Consider the following 23,308-nt stretch of genomic DNA (forward strand, 5'->3'; position numbering starts at 1 on the left):
CTCCTCCACATGCCGATCGACACTGTGCAGAGCCGGCCAGCGGCCGGCACTACCGACACGTGTCGATCGAGATGGTGCAGAGCCGGCCAGCGGCCGGCACTACCGATGCGGGCGGGGGTAGCCGGGCAGATCCGGCTTTACTTCAACCGGTTCAACACCTCGACCAGCTCCTCGGCCAGCGGTGCATTGATCAGATACGGCGTCTTGCCTGCATCCAGCGCGAACTCCAGCGAGGCGGCGTGCAGGAACAGTCGTTTCAGGCCGATCTGCTCACGAAGCCGCTTGTTGACGTCCGGATCGCCGTACTTGTCGTCACCGGCCACCGGGTGACCCAGATGCTGGGCATGCACGCGGATCTGGTGGGTACGGCCGGTTTCGATGCGGACCTCGCAGTACGAATGCCCACCCTTGCGCTCCAGCACCTTGAAGTGGCTGATCGATTCCTTGCCGATCGGATTGACCTGCACGTGGCGCTCGCCGCCCTGGCGCAGACCCACGTGCAGCGGGGCATCCACGGTCATCGTGCCATCGGGCATGCGGCCGGCCAGCAGGGTCAGGTAGCGCTTGCGGATGCCGGCGCCGTGGTCTTCGCGCAGCAGTGCCTGCAGCTCGCTCAGCGCCGAGCGCTTCTTGGCCACGATCAGCAGGCCCGAGGTATCCCGGTCCAGCCGATGCACCAGCTCCAGGGTCTTGCCCGGGCGCAGGGCACGCAGCGTTTCGATGGCGCCGAAGCTGATGCCGCTGCCGCCGTGGCTGGCCACGCCCGACGGTTTGTTCAGGGCCAGCAGCCGATCGTCTTCGAACACGATGGCATCTTCCAGCCTTTTCATGAACGCCGCGGGCGGACCGGCCTTGTCGCCTTCCTCGTTGAGACGGACCGGCGGGACCCGGACTTCGTCGCCGCCCTCGAGCTTGCGCTCGGCCTTGGCGCGGCCGCCATTGACGCGGACCTGGCCACTGCGGACAAGCTTGTAGATCAGGCTGCGCGGTGCACCCTTGAGCTGGCCGAGCAGGAAGTTGTCCAGGCGTTGCCCGGCGCGGTCGGCCGGGACAGTGATGATACGTACGCTGGTCATGGCTTCAGCGGCTTTGGGGGTGGGCTCGGTAACGGTCATTGGCCTTTTATTCTGTTACACTCGGCGGGCGAGATAAGGGATTGATTTCGTTGGAAGTTGTTCTGGGCCAGAAGCCCGACTTCCCGCGATTCCGGCACAGTGCGCAGCCACCGCCCCCGGGGCGGCCATGTTAGCGGCTCACCGGCGGTCCCGGCCATCGCCGGATGTCTGACACGCATTCGCGCTGAACATGTCCCTGTGGCGCTCCAGCCTGGCTGAAAGCTGCCTCCGGCCCCGTTACACCCAAACCAAAACAAATGAAGCGCTCCCGCGGCCTGCCGTGGTGTTGTAGCGCTGGAAACCCAAACCGCCCTCCCCGCGCATGCGCGATGGGCGGTGAAGCGTGACCAGAAGCGAAACCCCATGGCGTTCCGCGCGGTAGCAGCGCGCGAGGAACGCAAGAATGAAGCGAATGCTGATCAATGCCACGCAGGCTGAAGAGCTGCGGGTAGCCATCGTGGATGGCCAGACGCTGTACGACATCGACATCGAACAGCCGTCCAAGGAACAGAAGAAGTCGAACATCTACAAGGGCCGCATCACGCGCCTTGAGCCTTCGCTGGAGGCCGCTTTCGTCGAATACGGCGGCGAGCGCCATGGCTTCCTGCCGCTGAAGGAAATCTCCCGCGATTACTTCCAGGCCGGCGTCGACCACAACAAGGCCGGCATCCGCGAGCTGCTGCGTGAGGGCCAGGAAGTCGTGGTCCAGGTGGACAAGGAAGAGCGCGGCAACAAGGGCGCTGCCCTGACCACGTTCATCTCGCTGGCCGGCCGTTACATGGTCCTGATGCCGAACTCGCCGAGCGCCGGTGGCGTCTCGCGTCGCATCGAGGGCGAAGACCGCGCCGCGCTGAAGGAAGCGCTGGACAAGCTGAACATCCCCGACGACATGGGCGTGATCATCCGCACCGCCGGCGTCGGCCGCGATGCCGAAGAGCTGCAGTGGGATCTGGATTACCTGCTGCAGGTCTGGAAGTCGATCGCCGAAGCGGCGCTGACCAAGCCGGCCTCGTTCCTGATCTACCAGGAATCGCGCCTGATCGTGCGCGCCCTGCGTGACTACCTGCGCGCCGATGTCGGCGAGATCCTGGTGGACACCGAAGAGCTGTACGAGACCGCCCAGGAGTTCATGCAGCAGGTGATGCCGCAGACCCTGCGCAAGCTCAAGCATTACAAGGACGACATCCCGCTGTTCAACCGCTTCCAGATCGAATCGCAGATCGAAGGCGCGTATGAACGTAACGTCCGCCTGCCGTCGGGCGGCTCGATCGTGGTCGACCAGACCGAAGCGCTGACCGCCATCGACGTCAACTCCTCGCGCGCCACCAAGGGCAGCGACATCGAGGACACCGCCTTCCAGACCAACCTGGAAGCGGCCGAAGAAGTGGCCCGCCAGCTGCGCCTGCGCGATCTGGGTGGCCTGGTGGTCATCGATTTCATCGACATGGCCTCCAACAAGCACCAGCGCGAAGTCGAGAACCGCCTGCAGAACGCGCTCAAGTACGACCGTGCGCGCGTGCAGCTGGGCCGCATCTCGCGCTTCGGCCTGATGGAAATGAGCCGCCAGCGCCTGCGTCCGAGCCTGGGCGAATCCAGCCAGATCGTCTGCCCGCGTTGCGACGGCCATGGCCGCATGCGCAGCGTCGAGTCGCTGTCGCTGTCGATCATCCGCGTGGCTGAAGAGCATGCGATGAAGGAGAACACCGGGCAGGTGCTGGTCCAGGCCCCGGTCGAGATCGCCAACTACCTGCTCAACGAAAAGCGCAGCGCGCTGCGCGAGATCGAACAGCGCCATGACGCGCCGATCGTGATCGTCGCCGACGAGCAGCTGCACACCCCGCATTACGAAGTGACCCGCCTGCGTGAGAACGAGCTGGGCGAAGAAAGCGGCAAGCCGAGCTACCAGCGCGGCACCCCGCGCAAGCTGCCGGTGCACGCGCTGACCAAGGCCCAGCTGAACATCCCGGTCGCCCCGGTGGTGACCCAGGTCAAGCACAGCCAGCCAGCCCCGGTGCGTGAAGCGCCGGAACCGGAAGCCGCACCGGCCCCGGTCGCCACCCCCGTGGCCGCCCCGGCGGCAACCGGCGTGGTGGGTTGGCTCAAGCGCATCTTCGGTGGCGAACCGGCCCCGGCCGCCGCACCGCAGCCGGGCAACCGCCCGGGCCAGGACGGCAACCGCAACGGTCGCAACAAGGACCGCAACGGCAAGGACCGCAACGGTCGCCGCGATGAGCGTGGCGAGCGTGGTGGCAACGGCAATGCGCAGGCTCAGGGCCGTGGCAAGGACCGTGGTGAGCGCGGCGAACGCGGCCCGAAGGGCGAGCGTCGCGACGAGCGCCGCCAGGACACCGCCGCACCGGCCAACGGCAATGCGGCACAGGTGCAGGCACCCGCCCAGGGCAAGCCGCGCAACGAGCAGCAGCCGGCCAAGCCGCGCAATGAAGCGCGCAATGACCAGCAGCAGCCGAAGCTGAAGCAGAAGCAGGGCCAGAACGGCCAGGCCAAGCCGCAGCAGAACGACGGCGACAAGCCGGCCGTGAGCGAGAAGCCCGCGCGTCAGCCACAGGCCGATGCACCGAAGCCGACCACCACTGCACCGGTCGCTGCCGACGCCGCCGTGATCGCTGCGGCTGCCGTGGTCGCCACCGATGCCGCCGCGCCGGCCGCCCACGTCCAGGAAACGGCCAAGGCCGCTCCGGCCGAGGACGCACAGCTGGGCGACACCGACGCCACCGAACAGGGTGACGCGCCGGCCAATGCCGAAGACGGTACCGGTGAAGGCGCTTCGCGTCGTCGTCGCGGCCGTCGCGGTGGCCGCCGTCGTCGTCGTGGCAATGGTGAGCAGGCTGCCGGCAGCGATGGCCTGAACGGTGACGACAACGGTCTGGATGACGAGGGCGACGACCAGGACGGCGATCAGGACGGCGATACCGCCGCCCCGGCCGAGCGCCAGGTCGCCAACAACGGTCAGCCGCAGCCGGAGTTCGAGTTCGACGACGAATCCGGCAACGCGCCGGCCGCCGCGCCTGCGCCGGTCCAGGCCCCGCGCCCGGCCCCGGTGGCGGCAGTGGCTGCCGCCGCTCCGGTCGCCGTGGTCAGCAGCCCGGTCGTGACCGCGGGTCATGCCGAGCCGACCCCGGCACCGGTGGCCGACAAGGCCCCGACCCCGGTCGTCGAGAAGGCTGCTTCCCCGGCCGTCGAGCCGGTCGCCGAGAAGGCCCCGGCCTCCTACAACGACCCGGTGCCGTTCGTGGAAAGCCCGAAGCCGACCCCCGCCGCTGCCCGGCCGGCTGCGCCGGTGGAAGCCGCGCGTCCGGTTGAACCGGTCGCTGCTCCGGCAGCCCCGGCCCCGGTCGCTGCTCCGGTGGCGCCGGCTCCGGTCGCGGCTCCGGCGCCGGTCGCTGCTCCAGTGGCGCCGGCCCCGGTTGCTGCTCCGGCGGCCCCAGCCCCGGTCGCTGCTCCGGCGGCGCCGGCCCCGGTTGCTGCTCCGGCGGCTCCGGCTCCGGTTGCTGCTCCGGCGGCTCCGGCTCCGGTCGCTGCTCCGGCGGCTCCGGTCGTTGAGACCACCCCGCAGGAAGTGAAAGAGCCGACCGTCGCACCGGTGCAGACCAGCATGCTGGATGCCGTGGATGCGACCCAGGCCCCGGCACAGCCGGCAGCCCCGCAGGCCCGCACCGAATCGGCCCCGGCAGGCCCGGTCGTGCACAACGGTCAGCTGTTCGGTTCGGCCGCCAGCGAAACCCCGGCGGCGACCAACGCTGCCGAACAGGCCGCGCAGGCCGAAGCCCGCGAGGACATCCCGACCGATGCCCCGCAGGCCGAGGAAGGCGACAAGGCCGACCAGGAAAAGAAAGACACGCTCTGATCCTGAGTGACTGACGCAACAAACAGACAGCGGCCTTCGGGCCGCTGTCTGCGTTTGGGTTGTTGGATGGCGCAGCAAGCGGCGTGCGTCACGCGGTCATGAGGGCGGCACTGAGAGCAATCCACGCATGGCGTGGATCTACACACGCCATCGGACGCAACAAGGGTAGACCCACGCCACGCGTGGATCCTGCACGGGATACATCAAATGCAGATCCACGCCATGCGTGGATGCGGCCGTTTGCGTGCTACGCCGTCACCGACGACGCGGCGCGCACCTCAGGGCGTCGTCGCGCCGGCGTTTCCGGTGCCCGGCGCGAACTGCAGCCGGGTCCACACGCCGTAATGATCCGACGCCCAGCGGCCGTCTGCGTACGGTTGGTCGAACAGGATCTTCGCCTCACGGGCGAGCAGTCGATCCTGCTGGAAGAAGATGTGGTCGATGCGCGAGGGCGCGTCGTAGTAGTGCCGGTTGAGCGTGCTGACCTGGGCCAGTTCGTTGTTGACGTGCACGCTGCCGTAGCTGTCCCCGTAGTGGTTGCGCAGCTCGCTCAGGTCACCGGCATCCACCAGTGCATTGAAGTCCCCCGCCACGACCACCGGCGCGTCACCTGCGCTCTGCGCGACGAAGGCCAGCAGATCCGCCACCTGCTCTCCACGGATGCGGCTGCCCACCTCGTCCGAACGCTCATTCAAGTGCGTTGCGTAGACGTTGACCGGGCGACCCTCCACATCGATGCGCAGATGCGCCACGGTGCGGTAATCGCCCAGCGGCGCCAGCAGATGGTCGTTGCGCGACAGCACCGGCCGCCGGGTCAGGAGGGCATTGCCGTAACGTTTGAAACGCCCCGGCGGATCGGTCGAGACGAACTGATACTCATAGCCCAGCTTGCGCGCCAACCATGCGGCCTGGTTACGCACATGGGGTTTCTGGATCACTTCCTGCAGCGCGATCGCATCGGGCTGCAGTGCCTGCAGTTCACGCAGGATCACCTGGCGGCGGGCCGGCCAGTTCTCGCGATCGTGGTGAAGATTGAAGGTGACCATGGTCATCTCCTGCGCGGGTGCCGCCACGGCGCTCTGCGCCGGCGCAACCAGGGGCGCGGACGCCAGCACCGCGGCCAGCAGGCCGCGCATCATCATCTTCCTCATTACGGTGCCTTGCGTTCCGCCCGGCGTACCGACGCCGGAATCTCGATCTCGACCTTGGCCGGCACCTGCATCACGCGCAGTTCGCCGCCCACCCATTCCGCCGGCTCACCATTGACGGTGGTGGCGCCCGGCTCGCCGCTGTACGGCCAGGGCAGCACCACGCCACCGACCGGCGGCACCAGGCCGGCCGACACGGTCAGGGTGAGCTGCTTGTCGTTGCGGATCAGCGCGTAGTTGAGCTGCCCGTTCGGGGTGCGCAGGCCCTGCACGCCGACCCCCTTGCCTTCCAGCCAGCGCGACGGCACGCCCGCGGCCAGCACCAGGCTGTCGTCGATATCGCGGCTGTAGGCGAACATGTCCAATGCCGAACGCACGAAGTCCGAGGCCACCCACGCATGGGGCAGGTCCCCCAGGAAGAACGGTTTGCGCGGCGTGCGCGAGACCACTTCGGCCCACTGGTTCCACGGCTGCGGTGCACGGTCCTTGAAGAAGAACTCGGTCGCCTGCCAGGCGCGGTCGCGCCAGCCCAGGCGCACGAAGGCGGCCACGTTGCGCCACTCGTACGGGGTGTAGTCCTTCCACTCGCGCTTGCCATCGCGGCGCGCTTCGAACTCGCTCCAGTAGCGCTCGAACGTGTTGTTCAGGTAGGGCTGCGGCAGGCGCCCCTGCTCACCGGCCGGCGCCAGTGCGATGGTGGTCGATGTGGCATCGAAATCACCCAGCTCGGCCGAGCCGGGCAGGTAGTCGATCTTGTGCTGCGCGGTCGCCGCCAGCAGCGAAGCCTGCAGGTCGTCACGGAACTGATCGCGCGACTCACTGATCTGCATCGCTTCGGCCTTGCCGAGCGTGCTGGCGATGATCGCCGCGTCCTTGTAGCCGCGCAGCGCCCAGAAGTTGTCCCAGTACGAATGCATCGGCTTGGCCGAATAGCCTTCGTGGCTGATCGAGACCGGCATCATCCCGTAGAAGGCGGGGTTGCGCGCCCGATTTTCTTCGGTGCGTTCGCTCAGGCGCAACTGCTCCATGTACTGGTAGGCGCCCTGCACGTGCGGCCACATCACCTCCAGGAAGGTGGTGTCACCGGTGTAGCGCCAGTACTCGGCGATGTTGAAAATGAGCTCGCCATGGCTGTCGTTCTCCGGCACCGGATCGCTGCCGCGCGAATCGACGCAGCACGGCACCTTGCCATTGTCGAACTGATACGGCGCATACCAGTTCACGTACTGCCGCACCGCATCGCTGCGGCCCATGCGCAGAAGCCCTTCGGAGATCATTGCGCCATCGCGGATCCAGCTGCGCGAATAGGAACGCGTGCCCGGCTGCAGGCTGGGGCCGATGCGCGAGATCAGCATGTGCGCCAGCGCGGTGCGCAGCGTATCGGCCAGCGGCTTGCCGGCCGCCGGGACCTGCAGCGTCACCTGGTCCAGCTTGGTCCGCCACATCGAGGCGACCTGCTGCTGCGCCTTGGCCGCATCGAAGGCCTTGGGCATCACCCAGTTGCCGGTCTGCGGCAGCACGATGGCGACCTCGCGGCTCTGGCCAGGCTCCAGCTTCCAGCGGTACAGCAGCGCGCCCGAGGCCAGGCCGGTGCTGTCCTTCACTTCGGTGGTGCCCGGCAGCTTGCCGCTGGCCAGGTGGACCACGTCGAACTTGCTGTCGAACGCGGTGGCGAAGGCCGCGTCCGGTGCCTGTGCCGGGTACAGGCGCGGCGTGCCGTTGACGTCGACATGGGTCGGGTCGAAGGACAGGTTGTTGATCGGGCTGACGCCGCCGACGGTGTTGAGGAACTGGGTCGGCGGGTTCACCTGCCACGGGCGCACGGCCAGGGCCAGGGTGTACTCGTGGGCGACCTTGTCGGGGTTGCGCAGGGTGTAACGACCGACCAGCTGCGCGTTGTCCGGCGTGCCCTGCACGAAGCCGGTCACCTGCAGGCCAGCCTTGTCGTGGGTCCAGCCGACGTTGGCGATCGGCAGGTAATCGTCCTGCAGCGACTGGTCGGTCTTGACGTCGGCCCAGCTCAGCAGTTTGTTGTCCACCAGCACGAACGGTTCGACGCTGAAGCTGGCCTTGGCCACTTCCAGCGCACCGTCTTCGCCGATCAGGGCCTGCTCGCGGCCGCCATCCAGACCCAGCAGCGTCCAGTACGGCTGCTCGCCGGTGAAGCCGCGCGGCACCGAACCGCGCGGCAGGTCGGCACCGACCGAACGGACGAAATCATTCGGGGTATCGGCGAACTCGAGCGGCTTGAGCGTGATATCGCGGATACCATAGCGCCAGCTCGGGCCGCCCTTGAGGTCGAAGCGCAGATAGCGCGCGTCCGTATCCGGCAGCGCCAGCCAGTCGCGGCCACCGCCGCCGGCGGTCACCTCACGCAGCGTATTCCAGCTGCGCCCATCGGCCGAGGAACGCACCACGTAGCGGGTGGCCTCCAGTCCGGGCAGCCATTCGATCACCGCCCCGCCAAACTCGCGCACCTTGTGCAGGTCCAGGCTGATGGTCTGTTCGGCCACGCCGCCGCTGATCCAGACCGTGTCCGGCTTGCCATCGACGATGCGGTTCTGCAGCGCGGTGGCGGTATCGGCGATCACCGACGGGCTCAGTGAAGACGTATCGGCCGGCGGCAGTCCCTGCAGCGTGAGCCGGTCGAAACAGACCGTGCCCTTGCCGCCGACCTTGCTGTAGATCGTGAATTCCACGGCCGCGCTGCGCTTGAGCGTCTTGTCGGTCTCCGGGCCCCAGGCCTTGTCGATCTGGCGCTTGCGGTACTGCACCGGCGTCCAGGTTTTGGGGAACGCATAGCCGGGGCGGTTGACCCACCACACGTTGTCGCCGCTGGCGTCGATCAGCTTGAACTGCAGATCGTTGGCAGGGGAATCGCCGCGCAGCTGGAAGCCGAACTGGTAATTCTCCGGGTACTGGATGCCCAGCTCGCGGCGGATGCCGACATAGCCGGACACGTTGTGGAAGTCGTAATCCACGCACAGCGCGCGGCCACCCCCACTACCGGCCACGCTGCGCAGCGAGCCGCTGACCTGGTCGGAGACGACCAGCTTCCACGGCGACATGTCATCGAAGCTGTCCAGCACCTTGGGTGCGGGCAACACCGGCGTCGCCGGCGGTGCGGCTGAGGCCGCCAGTGACCAGACCAGACCCAGACCCACCGCGACGACGGCATGCTTCACCCTTTGACACTCCCCAGCAACAGACCTTGGATGTAATAACGCTGCAATGCCAGGAACAGCAGCAGCACCGGAACCACCGTGACCACCGCGCCGGCCATCATCATTTCAACGTCCATGATGTGCTCGCGCGAGAGCGTGGCCAGGGCCACCGGGAGAGTGTAGTGCTCCTGGTCGGTCAACACGATCAAGGGCCACATGAAATCGTTCCAGGCAGCCATGAAGGTGAAGATCGACAGGGTCACCAAAACCGGCTTGAGCATCGGCAGCACGATCTGGAAGAAGATCCGCAGCTCCCCTGCCCCGTCGATGCGGGCCGCTTCGAGCAGCTCGTCCGGGATCGAACGGGCGTACTGGCGGACCAGGAAGATGCCGAACACCGTCGCCAGCGCCGGCACGATCACGCCACCGAAGTTGTTGACCAGGCCCAGCTGCTTCATCAGCAGGAACAGCGGCAGCATCGCCACCTGCGCCGGGATCACCAGCGCGGCCAGCAGCAGCTGGAAGATGCGCTCGCGGCCGGCAAAGCGCAGCTTGGCGAACGCATAGCCGGCCATGGTGTTGAGCAGCAGCGAGCCGAAGGTGATGGCCAGCGACACCATCAGGCTGTTGACGAAGTTGTTGGCCATGCCGGTGCGCGCGAACAACTCATGGTAGTTCGCGGTGGTCAGCGAGGACGGCAGCAGCGGCGGCGGAAAATGCGCCGCTTCGCCGGTCGGCATGAACGACACCGACAGCATCCACAACAGCGGCGCCAGGCTCAGGACCGCCAGCACCACCAGGCCACCATTGACCCACCAGGCATGCCAGCGCGATTGACCGATTTCACGACTCATACCAACTGCCTCTTGCGGCCGAAACGCAGCATGATGCTGGTCACGCCCAGGATGATCAGGAACAGCAGGAACGCCACCGCGGAGGCGCGCCCCAGGTTCCACCACTTGAAGCCTTCTTCAAACATGAAATACAGCACGCTGACGGTGCTCTGCAGTGGGTCGCCACGCGTCATCACGTAGGGCTCTGCAAACAGCTGGAAGTAGCCGGACACCGTGATCACGCCGACTACCAGCAGCACCGGGCCGAGCATCGGCAGGGTGATGTGCAGGAACTGCTTCCAGCGCGAGGCACCGTCGATACGCGCGGCCTCGTACAGGTCATGCGGAATCGCCTGCAGGCCGGCCAGGAAGATCACCATGTTGTAGCCGAAGTTCTTCCACACCGCGAACAGCATGATGGTCGGCATCGCCCAGTTCGGGTCGCCCAGCCAGTCGATCGGGCTGATGCCCAGATGGCCCAGGCCGTAGTTCACCAGGCCGTAGCTGGTATGGAACAGGTAACGCCAGATCACCGCCACCGCGACCAGGGTGGTCACCACCGGAGCGAACAGCGCGGTACGGAACAACGCTTTGAAACGGGCGGCCGGTGCATTGAGCAGGATCGCCGCACCCAACGACACCGCGATCGACAGCGGCACACCGACGATCACGAAGTACGTGGTATTCCACAGCGACTTCCAGAACATCGGGGTCTGCAGCAGATCGATGTAGTTGCCCAGGCCGACGAAGCGCAGGTTGTCACCGTCGGCCAGTGCGTACAGATCGAAATCGGTGATGCTCAGCGCCAGCGCCGAGAACACCGGCAGGCCGAAGAACACCGCAATGACCAGAATGGCCGGACCGGCGAACATCCAGCCGGCAAGCGAACGCTGCTTCATGGTGCCGCCTCCGTGGCCACCGCACTGGAGTGCGCCGTGTCGCTCGCCCCGGAGGATTCCTGCCGGTGCTGCTCATGCATCCAGCGGCGTTTGGCGAGGACCTTGTCCACGCGTTCGTCCAGCTCTTTCACTGCTTGATCCTGGTCTAGGCCACCACGCACCACCTGTTCGGTGGTGATCCGCATTTCCTGGGCGATCCGCTCCCACTCCAGCACCTTCGGGGTCGGCTTGACCCGCTCGAGCTGGTCGCGGAACGGCTGCGCCAATGGGTCGTTGGCCAGCGAGGGGTATTCCCAGGTGCTGCGCCGCGGCGGCAGGTCGCCGATGATCGAATGGAAGCGCTCCTGGATCGCCGGGCGCGACAGGAACTCGATCAGTTTCCACGAGGCTTCTTTCTGCTTCGAATCGCGGAAGATCACCAGGCTGGTCCCGCCGGCGATGCCCGCGCCCGGGCCATCCGGACCCGGCAGTGCGGCGGTGCCCCACTGCCCTTCCAGTTCCTTGGGCTGCAGCTTCTTGAACTCGCGGATGTTCCAGGGGCCGGACACGTAGAACACATTGAAGCCGCGGAAGAACTCGTCCCAGACGTTGGAGATCTGCGTCTCGGACATGCGCGGGGCCCAGCCCTGCGCGAACATGTTCTCGTAGAAGCCCAGCGTCCTGCGGAAGCCCGGGCTGCTGAAATTGCCACGGGTGTCTTCATCGCGCAGCAACGGATCGGGCTGCTGCAGCGCGAAGGACAGCTGCTGCTCGAACTCGTTGATCGGCATCAGTACCGCGTAGCGGTTCGGGCCCTGCATGGCCTTGATCGCCGCCATCATCTCGTTCCACTCGGCCCAGCTGCGCGGCGGGTGGTCGTAGCCGGCCTTGGCAAGCAAGTCCTTGCGGTAATACAGCAGGCGCGTATCCACGTACCACGGCACCCCGACCAGTTCGTCGTGGATGACGTTGGTATCCCAGATGCCCTGGAAGTAGTCGGCCGGGTCCACCACCTTGGACTGCGCCACGTAGGGCTGCAGCGGGGTCAGGGTATTGAGTTCGGCGAACTCGGGGATCCAGGTATTGCCCAGCTGGCACACGTCCGGCAGCCCTTCGGCGGCGAACGCGGTCAGCAGCTTTTCATGCGCGGCCGTCCACGGGATGTTCTGCACATCGACATGGATGCCGGGATTTTCCGCTTCGAACTCACGGACCAGGCCGGTGACGACTTCGGCCTCGCGGCCCATCGCCCAGAAACGCACGGTGACCCCTTCCGGTTCTTTCCGGCAGGCACTCAACAACAGACTGCCGGCAATCAGCAGCAACAGACTCAACCCCAGCTTCGGGCGCGACGACAATGGCACTGCTTACTTCCCCTGCTGCTGGTTGCGGTTCGAATTGGAATTGTTCTTCTGTTCCTGGGCGGCCGCCGCGCGCGATTCGGCGATGCCGACCGAGCGGGCCGAGGCCGCCTTTTCATCTTTCTGCAGTTCCATCGGCTGATCCTCGCCTTCCGGGGTCAACCAGCCACCGCTGAAGCCGGCACGCTCCAGACCCTTGCGGATATGGGCGTTCTTCTTCATCACATCCCAGACGAAATCGTTCCGGTAGTTGGCGATCATGGTCAGGATCGGGCCCTGGTCGATACCGATGTAATCGCTGGCCACCCAGCCGCGATCCGGCACCAGGCGACCGGTCTTGATCGGAATGTCGTAGTTGAAACTCGGGTTGAACGAATCCAGGAAGCCGTAGCTGGAATAGATGTAGTCGCCGTAGCGCTTGTGCATCTCCACCGCGGCCGGGATGACTTCTTCCGGCGCGAACACGATCGAGGCGATCGCCGCGGTCGGCGCGATGGTGCCGTCATCGAAATTCTCGCGCAGGCCCGCGCCGCGCGAGGAGTAATGGCGGAACTGGCGCTGCTCGCCGCGGTATTCCTGGGTGGTGTTCTGCGGGCCATCGCTGGCGGTCAGGCCCCACACGTTCTGGCCGTAATCCTTCCAGTTCATCGGGTTGGCGATCGCGTACTCGCGCTGCGCCAGGGCAGCCGAACGGCTGTTGAGGAAGTAGGTGCTGCCCCGCTCGCGCATGTAGGCATCCTGGATGTCGCGGAAGTCCACCCAAACATGCGTGTACTGGTGCCCGAACAGCGGGCCGAAGGACAGGTATTCCTGGCCCTGGTAGACGCCCCAGTCGTTGTCGTAGGTACGCGTCCAGACCGTCCAGGCGTCCGGGCTGACCGGGTGGGTCGGCGAGCCGAGCGCGAGGATGTAGACCATCATCGCCTCGTTGTAGCCCATCCAGTCGTGGTCGATGAAGCCGCTCTCCGGGAACCAGCCCATCGAGATCAGCGGCGCGCGCTGCTGCAGCCACGGCCAGTCCACGCGCTTGTACAGCGTATCGGCGATCTCGCGGATCTCTTTTTCGCGTGCGTCGTCACCATCGTAATAGGACTGCGCGAACAGCACGCCCATCATCAGCAGCGCGGTATCCACGCTGGACAGTTCCACCCAGCTGTCGTAGCGGCGGCCTTCCTGCATGTCCAGGAAGTGGTAGTAGAAGCCTTTGTAGCCGCCCTTGCCGGTGCGCTGCGGGCCCATCGGCAGGTCGCGGAAGAATTTCAACGTCAGCAGGGTGCGGTCGATCGCCTGGTTGCGGCTGACCCAGCCGTTCTCGATGCCGATCGGATAGGCGGTCAGCGCATAGCCCACCGAGGCGATGCTGGCGAACGGGCGCGACGGGTAACGGTCCGGGCTGAGCCCGTTGACCTCGTTGGTGGTATCCCAGAAGAACTGGAAGGTGCGGCGCTCGATATCGTCGAACAGCGGCGGCAGCTCCGGCTTCATCGGCCGCGGCGGCACATCCGCCTCGACCAGGATCACGGGCGGCTTGGGCTTGGCCGGCTCCTGCTGGGCCTGCGGCTGGCAGGCAGCGACGGCGAGACTGATCGTCGCAGCGGTCAACAGGTGGCGTGCCTGCATGGGCCAACTCCTTGTGCGTTGTTCGTGACTGGGAAGCATAACGTCCAATGACCTGAAATCGTTTACAGAACGCGTCCTTAAAAAACCACGCAGGCGTGGTCCAGAGCCGCGGGTCATTGCCCAGGCCGCTGCCACCCTCCGTGGCACCGGCCTGGACAATGGACTGGCCCGAAGGCCAGCCATTGCCATGAAACCGGCCCCGTCCGAAGACGGGGCCGTTGTTGCATCAGAAGCGGAAGCCGACTTCTGCCTTCACCTGACGCGGCGTACCGATGATGTCGCCGGTCTCGTTGTAGCTGGCCTGCAGCTTGCCGTTGGTCTTGACGTAGTTGTAGGTGGAGAAGTTGTCGAAGTTGAACACGTTGATGATGTCGATGCGCGCGTACAGCTCGGTCTCGCCCGGCATCTTGAACGTCTTCGTCGCCTGCAGATCGACCGAACGGTAGCCGAAGATCTTGCCACCCAGCAGGAACTTGCCATTGGCGTTGGGCACCGCGGCCTGCGGGGTCGGCAGGTTGTAGCCACTGGCCTGCGGCACGCCGTACCAGTCATTGACGGCAGTCGGGGTGGCCAGGGTGACCTTGCCACCGAAGGTGATGCCCCAGAAGCCCGCGTACGAACCGGTGACCACCAGGCGGTGGCGCGGCGCGCCGTTGGAACGGATGGTCGGGTAATCCTCGATCAGGCCGCGGTCGAACGCGTACTTCTCGTTGATGTCGCGGTTGTGGCGCGCGGTGGTCCAGGTGTAGGCCACCGAGGTACCCCAGCCGCTTTCCTGGGTGAACGGCTTCTGCGCCGACAGCAGGACCTGGGTCGCACGGGTCTTGATGCCCTGCTGACCGATGATCAGGCTGCCGAAGCCCGGCACGTTGCAGCTCCAGGCCTGGCTCAGGCCCGGGTCGGTGCCGCCGCACAGGCGCGGGTCATCGAAGAACTGGCCGGTCGGGTAACGGTTGCCCAGGGTGAAGGCGAAGCCGTCGTAGCTCAGGGTGCGGGAGATGGTGGCATCGGTCAGCCACTCACCCACCTGGTTGCTCATGCCGAAGCTGAACTGATCCGAGTACGGCACCTTGAGGTTGTTGTTCAGCAGATCGACTTCCAGACCGGCATTGCTGGTCGAGCCGACCAGGGTCTGCAGGTTGCCGATCCCGTTGAGCAGGTTCGGGTTCCAGTCGTAGCAGGCGGCCTGACCGTTGATGCAGGTGCCGGTCGACGGATTGCGGAAGTAGATGGTCGGCTGCGGCAGGGCCAGCTTGGTGGTTTCCAGCTGCAGGTTGTCGAACAGGTCGCGATCGTACGAACGACCGGCACCACCGTGGAACACGTGCTGCTCGTCGGCGTTGAGGTCATACGAGAAGCCCAGGCGCGGCTGCCAGGCATCCTTGAACGCCTTGCGGTTCTTGCCGGTGCTGATGTAATCGCCGATGTTCAGGCCACCCAGCGCCAGCGAATCGGCGTAGGTCTGGCCAGCGGCCGCACGCGGATCCTGCGAGTAGATCGCGTCGACCACCTGCTGCGGGGTGACGAAGTCCAGGTACGACGGGGTCTTCTCGTAGTCCCAGCGCAGGCCGAGGTTGAGCTGCAGGTGATCGTTGACCTGCCAGTCGTCCTGGATGAACAAGCCGATCTGCTTGGACTTCGAACGCACTTCGCCCGACACGCCCGACACGCCGGTCACCGGCTTGACGAACTGCGCCTTGTAGGGGATGGAATCCGGGAAGTCCGGATCGCCCAGGGTGTAGGTGAAGGTCGGGTTGATCTGCGCCGCGTCAGATGCGTACAGGTCGATCTGCTTGTACTTGGCGCCCATCTTGATGGTGTGATCGCCGGCCCACTGGATGCCATCCAGGGTCAGGTTGTCTTCGATCGACCAGCCCTTCTGGCCCTTCACCTGCGAATCCAGCGCCGATGCGCCACCGATCTTCACCACGGTGCGGTCTTCGGTGCCGTCCGGTGCGGTGTAGGTGATGCCGTTGGCCAGGGTCAGCGGGGTCGGGTTGTTGAACGAATCTTCATGGGTGACCATCAGTTCGTTGTAGTAACGCTCGCCGCTGTGGTTCCAGCGCAGGGCGTAACGACGGTCGGTGTTGACCACTTCACGGCCGGCTTCCGGCGCGGTCTGGCCGCTGAACTGCGACTGGGTTTCATCGCGATCCTGGAAGGTCAGCTCGATGCGATCGTTGTCGGTCGGCTCGAAGTCGACCTTGGCGAAGATCAGATCCTGCTGGAACGGCTGGCTGGCCGGGCCGAGACCGGCGGCGCCTTCCGGCGGCAGCAGGGCGGCAGCACGGCCGACCGCGCCGTCAGGCGCGATGGTGACCGGCAGGTCGAAGCGCTTGGCTTCATAGGTCACGAAGAAGTGGGCCTTGTCCTGGATGATCGGACCTCCCAATGCAAACCCGTATTCCTTCTCGGCCGATGCCTCCTTCGTCTGGCCAGCCTGACGCTCGGCCGGGGTCTTGGCGCGCATGTCTTCGTTGGTGTAACGGTAGAAGGTTTCACCCTTGAACTCGTTGGTGCCGGACTTGGTGGCCGCGGTCACGGCCGCGCTCGACACCTGGCCGTATTCGGCCTTGTAGTTGCCGCTGATGACCTTGTATTCGCCGATCGCCAGCTGCGGGAACGGGTTGCCGGCGCTGCCGGACTGGCCGGCCACGCCGCCGCCCTTGACGTAGCTCTTCTGGCCCACGCCGTCGATGTAGACGTTGGTGCCGTCGGAGTTGGTGGCACCGCCACGCAGGGAGGTGTTGCCCTTGGCATCACGGGTGAAGATCAGGCCCGGCACCGCATCGGCGAATTCCAGGAAGTTGCGCGACACCTGCGGGGTGGTCTGGATCTGCTGCAGGCTGACGGTCTTGCCCACTTCGGAGGTACGCACTTCCTGCAGCAGGGTCGGTGCAATGACGTTGACCGTGTCCAGGTTGGTGGCGTTGGCGGTGCTGCCGTTGGCCGGCGCGCCGCTGAAGTTCAGGGTCGCGGTCGAGGCCACGGTGACGGTCACCTTCTGCGTCTGGCCATTGGCCACGACGTTGTAGGTGCCCGGGTCCAGGCCCATCAGCGAGTAGCTGCCATCGGCACGGGTGGTGGCGCGGCGCACGGTGCCGCTGGCCACGTTGGTGGCGGTGACTTCGGTGCCGGCGGCAGCCTCGGCGACCTGGCCGCGCAGCGACGAGGTGGCCGACTGCGCCATCACGCTCGGGGCGGCGCCCAGCATCAGGCAGGTGACCAGCGCGCTGGACAACAGACTGCGGGCGGGCGCGCGGTTGCGGTGATTGGAATACGTCATGTAACTCTCCGGGTGGTGGTGGCCGTCTTTGCGGCCCCTGTCGTTTTATGTGGTGCGTTGTTTTAGGGCGTCACGACCAACGGTCGTGACCTACTGCTAGGTTCTGGCTTTGCTCGAATCACGCACGATCAGGGTCGGCACGAGCGTCTGCTTGTCGCCGGCCCCTTCTGTGTTGTTGCCATCCATCAACTGCAACAGGCGCGTCGCGGCCTTATCGCCGAGGTCGGCGATACTCACCTGCATCGTTGTCAACGATGGGTGAACGAAACGTGCCAGCGGAATGTCATCGAAACCCGCCAAGGCGACATCGGTCGGCACACGGACACCTGCCTGCGCGAACGCATACAGACACCCCAGCGCCATCATGTCGTTGGCGGCGAACACCGCATCGGGCAGCGTGCCGGCTGCCAGCAACTCCTGTCCGGCGCGATGGCCGGAAGCTTCGTCAAAGTCACCGGGCAACTCGATCCCTTCGGCAGCATCGCCGAAGGCCGCCAGCGCATCGCGGAAACCGCGCAGGCGCTCACGGGCGTCGTAGTTGAGATCCGGACCGGAAATGAAGGCGATGCGCCGATGCCCGACGTCCAGCAGGTGACGGGTCATGGCCATCGCGCCGGCATGGTCATCGATGCTCAGCACCGGATGATCCTGCTCGGGCAGGTACGTGTTGATCAGCACCGTGGGCAACGACTGCGGCAGGTTGTCGGTCAGGAAGCCCGGGCTCTCGGCATACGGCGAAAGCACCAGCAACCCATCGACACGGCCGCGCATGGCCCGCAGGGCCGCGCCCTGCTGCTCCTGGTCACCGTGGTAACTGGACACGAGCAGATGCTGGCGACGCTCGCGGGCCACCCCGTCGATGCCACGCATCAGTTCGGAAAAGAATTCGCCATAGAGATCGGGCAACACCACGCCAATGGTGTTGGTCCGCCGGCTGCTCAGGCTCCGGGCCGCTGCATGCGGGGTGTAGCGCAGTCGCGCTGCCACCTCCAGCACCAGCTTGCGCACGGGCTCGGCAACATTTTCATGGCCATTGAGTGCGCGCGAGACCGTGGCAACAGAGACACGGGCCTCACGGGCGACATCTTTGATAGTGATCGCTGCCTTGTTCACTTCGCCGCCCTCCACGGCTTAGAGATCTGGGCTTGGCGCGGAATGTAAGCGTTTTCAAACCCGGATGTAAACACTACGTTAGCCTCATGTCGTACGGCGGTAACCAAAAGCTGTCCATGGCGGCCCCTTTCGGGACTGGCCAGGACAAGGCGGGACAAGGGTTTCAGCGGTTTTTGACCGGTGTCTCGGCTCGGATGGACAACGCATGGATATCGGTCTCCATCATCGTCCCCAGGGCCGCATAGACGGCCCGGTGGCGCGCCAGCGGGAGCTTTCCCTCGAAGGCGGCGCTGACCACGTGCACCTTGAAGTGCCCCCGGCCGTCACGCGCGCCCTCATGGCCGGCGTGGCGGTGGCTGTCGTCCTTGACCTCCAGCAGCTCCGGATCCAGTGCCTGCTGCAGCGCCTCGCGGATGCGCTCGACCCGGTTCACGGCAGGACCTTGCGGAACGGACGCACCTGGACGCGAACATAGACGCCCACCTCTACATAAGGATCGGCGGCGGCCCAGTCCTGGGCGTGGGTCAGCGAATCGAACGCGGCGATCACCACGCTGCCACTGAAGCCGGCCGGGCCGGGATCTTCGCTGTCGATGGCCGGGCACGGGCCGGCCAGCAGCAGCCGCCCCTCGTCCTGCAGGGCCTGCAGCCGGGCCAGGTGAGCCGGGCGCGACGCCAGACGGGCCGCCAGCACATCCGTGCCGTCATAGCCTTCAATCACATACCACACGGGCAACTCCGAGGTCTTGTTGAATCAATCCCGGGCATTCTAGCGGGCTGGCTGGACACTGGCGCGGCAACCCCGTAGTCTTATGTCCATTGCACGTGGCTGGATGCAGCGCCCCGTCGGCAACCGGCTCCACCGCCAGCCGACGACCGATCCACTGCCCCACACCAGCACACGTAGACGACCTCCCCGTAGTTCTGTCGCTGCCCATCGCGGCGCGCCTTGCTGTTTGAAGTGTGGAATCGCGCCGACCCAGGCGTGTCATGGCTTGCCATCCTGCCGCCCGGGACCGTTCCGGACGCTGGCATGGTGCGGCGACCGGTCCGTTGCAATACTGACGTCTATTTGATGACTGCCGAACTCGCGCCCGACGCGAACCCGCCAATCCGAGTGCCCGCCCCACAGCAGCAGGAAATGCCGCTGGCCGTGGTGCATGGACAGCCGGTCCTGCAGATTCCGCAGGACCTGTACATCCCGCCGGACGCGCTGGAAGTCATCCTGGATGCGTTCGAGGGTCCGCTGGACCTGCTGCTGTACCTGATCCGCCGGCAGAACCTGGACATCCTGGATATCCCGGTCGCCGAGATCACCCGCCAGTACGTCGAATACATCAACGTCATGCAGGAGCTGCGCTTCGAACTGGCGGCCGAGTACCTGGTGATGGCGGCGATCCTGGCCGAAGTGAAGTCGCGGATGCTGTTGCCGCGGCCGCCCAGCATCGAGGGCGAGGAAGCCGATCCGCGCGCCGAGCTGGTGCGCCGGCTGCAGGAGTACGAACGTTTCAAGCAGGCCGCCGAGGACATCGACAGCCTGCCCCGCCAGGACCGCGACACCACCGTGGTCCACGCCTTCGTCCCCGACCGCGCGGCCGTCAAGCTGCCGCCGCCGGTGGATCTGAAGGAAATGCTGATGGCGCTGCACGACGTGCTCAAGCGCGCCGAGCTGTTCACCGGCCACGCGATCAAACGCGAGGCACTGAGCGTGCGCCAGCGGATGGGCGACGTGCTGGGTCGTCTGGAAGACGGCAGGTTCTACCGGTTTGAAACGCTGTTCACCGCCGAAGAAGGCAAGCTGGGGGTGCTGGTCACCTTCCTCGCCCTGCTGGAACTGGCCAAGGAACAGCTGCTGGACATCGTCCAGGAAGCTCCGCTGGCGCCGATCTATGTCAAGTCCCTGGCCGCCGGCAACACCAACGAACCGCTGCAGTTCAACAGCGAGTTCGACGACAACGACGCCGCCAACGCATCCGACTGAGCACCCGACCCACGTATGGATCAACCGCTGATCAACCGTATTGTCGAAGGCGCCCTGCTGGCGGCCAGTGAGCCGTTGACGCTGGCGCAGCTGCAGGGCCTGTTCCCGGAAGAGGAGCCGGCACCGCCGGGCAGCATCGAACGCGCGCTGGAACTGCTGCGCGAGGGCTGTCAGGACCGTGGCGTGGAACTGGTCGAGGTGGCCTCCGGCTTCCGCTTCCAGGTCACCAGCGAAGTGCATGGTTACATCACCCGGCTGTGGACGGAGCGCAAGACCCGCTACACCCGTGCCACGCTGGAAACGCTGGCATTGATCGCCTACCGCCAGCCGATCACCCGCGGCGAGATCGAACAGGTCCGCGGCGTGGCGGTCAGCAGCAACATCATCCAGGCCCTGGAAGAGCGCGAATGGATCCGCGTGATCGGCCACCGCGACGTGCCCGGCAAGCCGGCGCTGTTCGGGACCACCAAGGGCTTCCTGGATTATTTCGGTCTCAAGCGCCTGGACGAACTGCCGCCGCTGTCCGAGCTGCGCGACCTGGGTGAGCTGGAACCGCAGCTGCCGCTGGACAGCGAAGGCCAGCCGGCTGGTCGCCTGCCCGCCGGCGCGGCGACCCCGGAGGCCGAGCGGGATACGGACGCGGCCATTGACGACGCCACTCCGGCGCCGTCAGGTCCGTCAGACCCGGCAGACCCGCCAGGCCCGATGGACCCTGTTGCCGCCCGGCTGGCCGCCCGCGTGGCGCTGGCCTCGGCGAGACTGGCGGAGCAACCGGCAGAACCGGACAATAGCGAGGCGGCCGATGCTTCGGACGCCTCCGACACCCCATCCCATGCGCCGTTGCCGCTTGCCGACGACGACGCGGATACGACCGCCAGCGATGGCGAACCCGATACCGCGCCGGGAGAGCGCGCGGCGCCCCAGAACGAAACCGAAAACAACGCCGTCGCGAAGACGACCGTGGCTGTTGACGAAGCCGATCCCGAACCAGAGGCCGACGCATCCGTTGCCGGCCGGAGCCAAGTAAATGAGTGACACCCCCCGCAAGCCATCGTTGAACAAGCTTTCGCTCAAGCGCGAAACCGCCTCCGAACAGCCCAAGCTCGAAGAGCGCCTGCACAAAGTGCTGGCGCAGGCCGGCCTGGGTTCGCGCCGCGCGCTGGAACAGCGCATCGCCGATGGCCTGGTCAAGGTCAACGGTGAAGTCGCGCAGACCGGCCAGTCGATCAAGAGCGGCGACAAAGTCGAACTGGACGGCCGTGGCTTCGTCGCCACCGCGCTGACCGAAACCTCCCGCGTGCTGGCCTACAACAAGCCGGAAGGCGAAGTGACCACGCGCGAAGATCCCGAAGGTCGCCCGACCGTGTTCGAAGCGCTGCCTGCCCTCAAGGGCGCGCGCTGGATCGCGATCGGCCGCCTGGACATCAACACCACCGGCCTGCTGCTGGCGACCACCGATGGTGAGCTGGCCAACGCGATGATGCACCCCTCCTACGAGGTCGAGCGCGAGTACGTGGTGCGCGTGCGCGCCCCGGAAGGCGAAGAGAAGGTGCCCGACAACATCGTTGACCGCCTCGCGCGTGGCGTGGCGCTGGAAGACGGCCCGGCCAAGTTCGACGAGATCGAACGCATCGGCGGCACCGATTCGCACGACTGGTTCCGCGTGGTGGTCAAGGAAGGCCGCAACCGCGAAGTGCGCCGCCTGTGGGAATCCCAGGGCTGCCAGGTCAGCCGACTGAAGCGCACCCGCTACGGCAAGGTCAGCCTGCCGCGCGAACTGCTGCGTGGCCAGTCGGTCGAACTGCCGGCCAAGCAGGTTGAAGCGCTGCGCGCCGAACTGAAGCTGGAAGAAGGTGCCCCGTCGGCACTGACCCTGCAGCCGGTGATCGGCCAGCGTCGTGCCGCCAAGACCACCGTGCGCGTGTCGCGCGACGGCGGCCGTGGCAACGCCTACGTCAACGGCCACAACTCGGCCGATGAAGGCCGCGAACTGCGTCGTTTCGACAATGTGCGCGAAGAGCGTGGCCGTGGCCGCGGTGGCAAGGGCGGCGGCTTCAAGGGTGGCCTGACGGTCAGCGGTGAAGCGGCGGCCAAGCAGTCGCAGCGCCCGTTCAAGGCGCGCCCGGACAAGGGCAACCGCGCGCTTCCGGAAGGCAACCCGGCCGCGTTCCGCAGCTGGTACGTGCCGGACGGTGTCAGCACCGGCCCGAGCGGCCACCGCAATGCCGGCCCGGGCGCAGCCCGCGGCCCGGGCGCGCGTGGTCCGGGCGCTGGCGCAGGCGCCGGTGGCCAGGGCCGTCCGTACGGCAAGCCGAAGGGTCCGGGTGGCGCAGGCGGCCCGGGGCGCGGCAGCTACGGCGGCGGTGCTGAAGGGCGTGGCGGTTACGCCGGCGGTGGCGGTGGTTACGGCGGCGAGAACCGCGGTGGCGAAAGCCGTGGCGGCTACGGCGGCCAGGGCCGTCCGGCCGGCGCCGGTGCCGGTGGCAACCGCGGTGGCCAGAGCGGCCAGGGTCCGTCGCGTCATCCGTACGGCCATCCGGGCAATGCCCCGAGCTTCCCGTCCGACCACGCCAATCCGGGCAGCAGCCCGTACGGCAGCGCGCGTCCGGCGGGTAACCGCGGTCCGGGTGGTCCGGGTGGTCCGGGTGGCAATCGTGGTCCGGGTGGTCCCGGTGCGCGTGGCCCGGGCGCCAATGCGCGCGGCCCCGGCGGCCCCGGTGGCAACCGCGGTCCCGGTGGCCCGGGCGGCAACCGTGGCCCGGGTGGCCCCGGCGGTCGTGGTCCCGGCGGTCCGGGCGGTCGCCCGGGTGGCAACCGCGGCCCGGGTGGCGGCGGTCACCGTGGTGGCGGCCCGCGCGGCGGCTGATCAGTGAGATAAAAAAACCCCGGCTTCGGCCGGGGTTTTTTGTTGGGGCTGAGCGGTGCAGCCACGCAAGGCGTGGCCC

15 protein-coding genes are annotated in these 23,308 nt (G+C 66.5%); 4 read left to right on the top strand and 11 right to left on the bottom strand.

All coding sequences use genetic code 11. The annotated features are described in order from the left end of the window. Window positions 1–137 precede the first annotated feature (137 nt). The gene (locus ABE472_RS07340; protein WP_019182886.1) at window positions 138–1,076 is read right to left on the bottom strand and encodes an RluA family pseudouridine synthase; all 939 of its coding nucleotides are present in this window, start codon (window positions 1,074–1,076) and stop codon (window positions 138–140) included. Window positions 1,077–1,518: 442 nt separating this feature from the next. On the opposite strand from ABE472_RS07340, the gene ABE472_RS07345 reads away from it, so the two are divergent. Continuing rightward, complete coding sequence (locus tag ABE472_RS07345; protein WP_346465966.1) at window positions 1,519–4,980, top strand: Rne/Rng family ribonuclease; 3,462 nt, start codon at window positions 1,519–1,521, stop codon at window positions 4,978–4,980. 278 nt (window positions 4,981–5,258) lie between these two features. Here the strand turns inward: ABE472_RS07345 and ABE472_RS07350 are convergent, their stop codons facing one another. The 10 genes from ABE472_RS07350 to ABE472_RS07395 all read right to left on the bottom strand — a co-directional run bounded on the left by ABE472_RS07350 (window position 5,259) and on the right by ABE472_RS07395 (window position 19,112). Beyond that, entirely contained in the window at window positions 5,259–6,122 is an 864-nt protein-coding gene (locus tag ABE472_RS07350; protein WP_346465994.1) for an endonuclease/exonuclease/phosphatase family protein, read from the bottom strand. An 8-nt stretch (window positions 6,123–6,130) separates the two neighbouring features. Beyond that, window positions 6,131–9,313: a discoidin domain-containing protein gene (locus tag ABE472_RS07355; protein ID WP_346464529.1), complete on the bottom strand. Its 3,183-nt coding sequence runs from the start codon at window positions 9,311–9,313 to the stop codon at window positions 6,131–6,133. Beyond that, entirely contained in the window at window positions 9,310–10,146 is an 837-nt protein-coding gene (locus tag ABE472_RS07360) for a carbohydrate ABC transporter permease (protein WP_123730759.1), read from the bottom strand. Before ABE472_RS07360 ends, ABE472_RS07355 begins: the two co-directional genes overlap by 4 nt. Continuing rightward, on the bottom strand, window positions 10,143–11,024 hold the full coding sequence (locus ABE472_RS07365) for a sugar ABC transporter permease (RefSeq protein WP_123730758.1): 882 nt from the start codon (window positions 11,022–11,024) through the stop codon (window positions 10,143–10,145). Before ABE472_RS07365 ends, ABE472_RS07360 begins: the two co-directional genes overlap by 4 nt. Continuing rightward, the gene (locus ABE472_RS07370; RefSeq protein ID WP_346465995.1) at window positions 11,021–12,343 is read right to left on the bottom strand and encodes a sugar ABC transporter substrate-binding protein; all 1,323 of its coding nucleotides are present in this window, start codon (window positions 12,341–12,343) and stop codon (window positions 11,021–11,023) included. The genes ABE472_RS07365 and ABE472_RS07370 overlap by 4 nt, the downstream gene beginning before the upstream one ends. 27 nt (window positions 12,344–12,370) lie before the next feature. Further along, window positions 12,371–13,984: a glucoamylase family protein gene (locus ABE472_RS07375; protein ID WP_121038093.1), complete on the bottom strand. Its 1,614-nt coding sequence runs from the start codon at window positions 13,982–13,984 to the stop codon at window positions 12,371–12,373. 226 nt (window positions 13,985–14,210) lie between these two features. Then, window positions 14,211–17,270: a TonB-dependent receptor gene (locus ABE472_RS07380; protein ID WP_346464530.1), complete on the bottom strand. Its 3,060-nt coding sequence runs from the start codon at window positions 17,268–17,270 to the stop codon at window positions 14,211–14,213. A gap of 96 nt (window positions 17,271–17,366) precedes the next feature. Continuing rightward, window positions 17,367–18,398 carry a LacI family DNA-binding transcriptional regulator gene (locus ABE472_RS07385; protein ID WP_313218863.1) on the bottom strand — a complete coding sequence of 344 codons (1,032 nt, stop codon included), beginning with the start codon at window positions 18,396–18,398 and terminating at the stop codon, window positions 17,367–17,369. 148 nt (window positions 18,399–18,546) lie between these two features. Beyond that, on the bottom strand, window positions 18,547–18,816 hold the full coding sequence (locus ABE472_RS07390) for a BolA family protein (RefSeq protein ID WP_070470362.1): 270 nt from the start codon (window positions 18,814–18,816) through the stop codon (window positions 18,547–18,549). Continuing rightward, complete coding sequence (locus ABE472_RS07395) at window positions 18,813–19,112, bottom strand: YciI family protein (protein ID WP_346464531.1); 300 nt, start codon at window positions 19,110–19,112, stop codon at window positions 18,813–18,815. The genes ABE472_RS07390 and ABE472_RS07395 overlap by 4 nt, the downstream gene beginning before the upstream one ends. Before the next feature lie 219 nt (window positions 19,113–19,331). On the opposite strand from ABE472_RS07395, the gene ABE472_RS07400 reads away from it, so the two are divergent. The 3 genes from ABE472_RS07400 to ABE472_RS07410 are packed head-to-tail and all read left to right on the top strand — an operon-like array spanning window position 19,332 to window position 23,229. Further along, window positions 19,332–20,363: a ScpA family protein gene (locus ABE472_RS07400; RefSeq protein ID WP_313218865.1), complete on the top strand. Its 1,032-nt coding sequence runs from the start codon at window positions 19,332–19,334 to the stop codon at window positions 20,361–20,363. Between the two features lie 15 nt (window positions 20,364–20,378). Beyond that, complete coding sequence (gene scpB / locus ABE472_RS07405) at window positions 20,379–21,398, top strand: SMC-Scp complex subunit ScpB (protein ID WP_346465967.1); 1,020 nt, start codon at window positions 20,379–20,381, stop codon at window positions 21,396–21,398. Beyond that, window positions 21,391–23,229 (top strand): pseudouridine synthase, encoded by a 1,839-nt coding sequence (locus tag ABE472_RS07410; protein WP_346464533.1) that lies wholly within the window; start codon window positions 21,391–21,393, stop codon window positions 23,227–23,229. The genes scpB and ABE472_RS07410 overlap by 8 nt, the downstream gene beginning before the upstream one ends. Window positions 23,230–23,308 lie beyond the last annotated feature (79 nt).

It is taken from the genome of Stenotrophomonas sp. TWI809 (assembly GCF_039673205.1).
Taxonomy (GTDB): domain Bacteria; phylum Pseudomonadota; class Gammaproteobacteria; order Xanthomonadales; family Xanthomonadaceae; genus Stenotrophomonas.

Bases quoted from the DNA above. Each gene is read 5' to 3' on its own strand.
- scpB (WP_346465967.1), top strand. From the start codon at position 20,379: ATGGATCAACCGCTGATCAACCGTATTGTCGAAGGCGCCCTGCTGGCG.
- ABE472_RS07375 (WP_121038093.1), bottom strand. From the start codon at position 13,984: ATGCAGGCACGCCACCTGTTGACCGCTGCGACGATCAGTCTCGCCGTC.
- ABE472_RS07345 (WP_346465966.1), top strand. From the start codon at position 1,519: ATGAAGCGAATGCTGATCAATGCCACGCAGGCTGAAGAGCTGCGGGTA.
- ABE472_RS07360 (WP_123730759.1), bottom strand. From the start codon at position 10,146: ATGAGTCGTGAAATCGGTCAATCGCGCTGGCATGCCTGGTGGGTCAAT.
- ABE472_RS07380 (WP_346464530.1), bottom strand. From the start codon at position 17,270: ATGACGTATTCCAATCACCGCAACCGCGCGCCCGCCCGCAGTCTGTTG.
- ABE472_RS07365 (WP_123730758.1), bottom strand. From the start codon at position 11,024: ATGAAGCAGCGTTCGCTTGCCGGCTGGATGTTCGCCGGTCCGGCCATT.
- ABE472_RS07340 (WP_019182886.1), bottom strand. From the start codon at position 1,076: ATGACCAGCGTACGTATCATCACTGTCCCGGCCGACCGCGCCGGGCAA.
- ABE472_RS07350 (WP_346465994.1), bottom strand. From the start codon at position 6,122: ATGATGATGCGCGGCCTGCTGGCCGCGGTGCTGGCGTCCGCGCCCCTG.
- ABE472_RS07410 (WP_346464533.1), top strand. From the start codon at position 21,391: ATGAGTGACACCCCCCGCAAGCCATCGTTGAACAAGCTTTCGCTCAAG.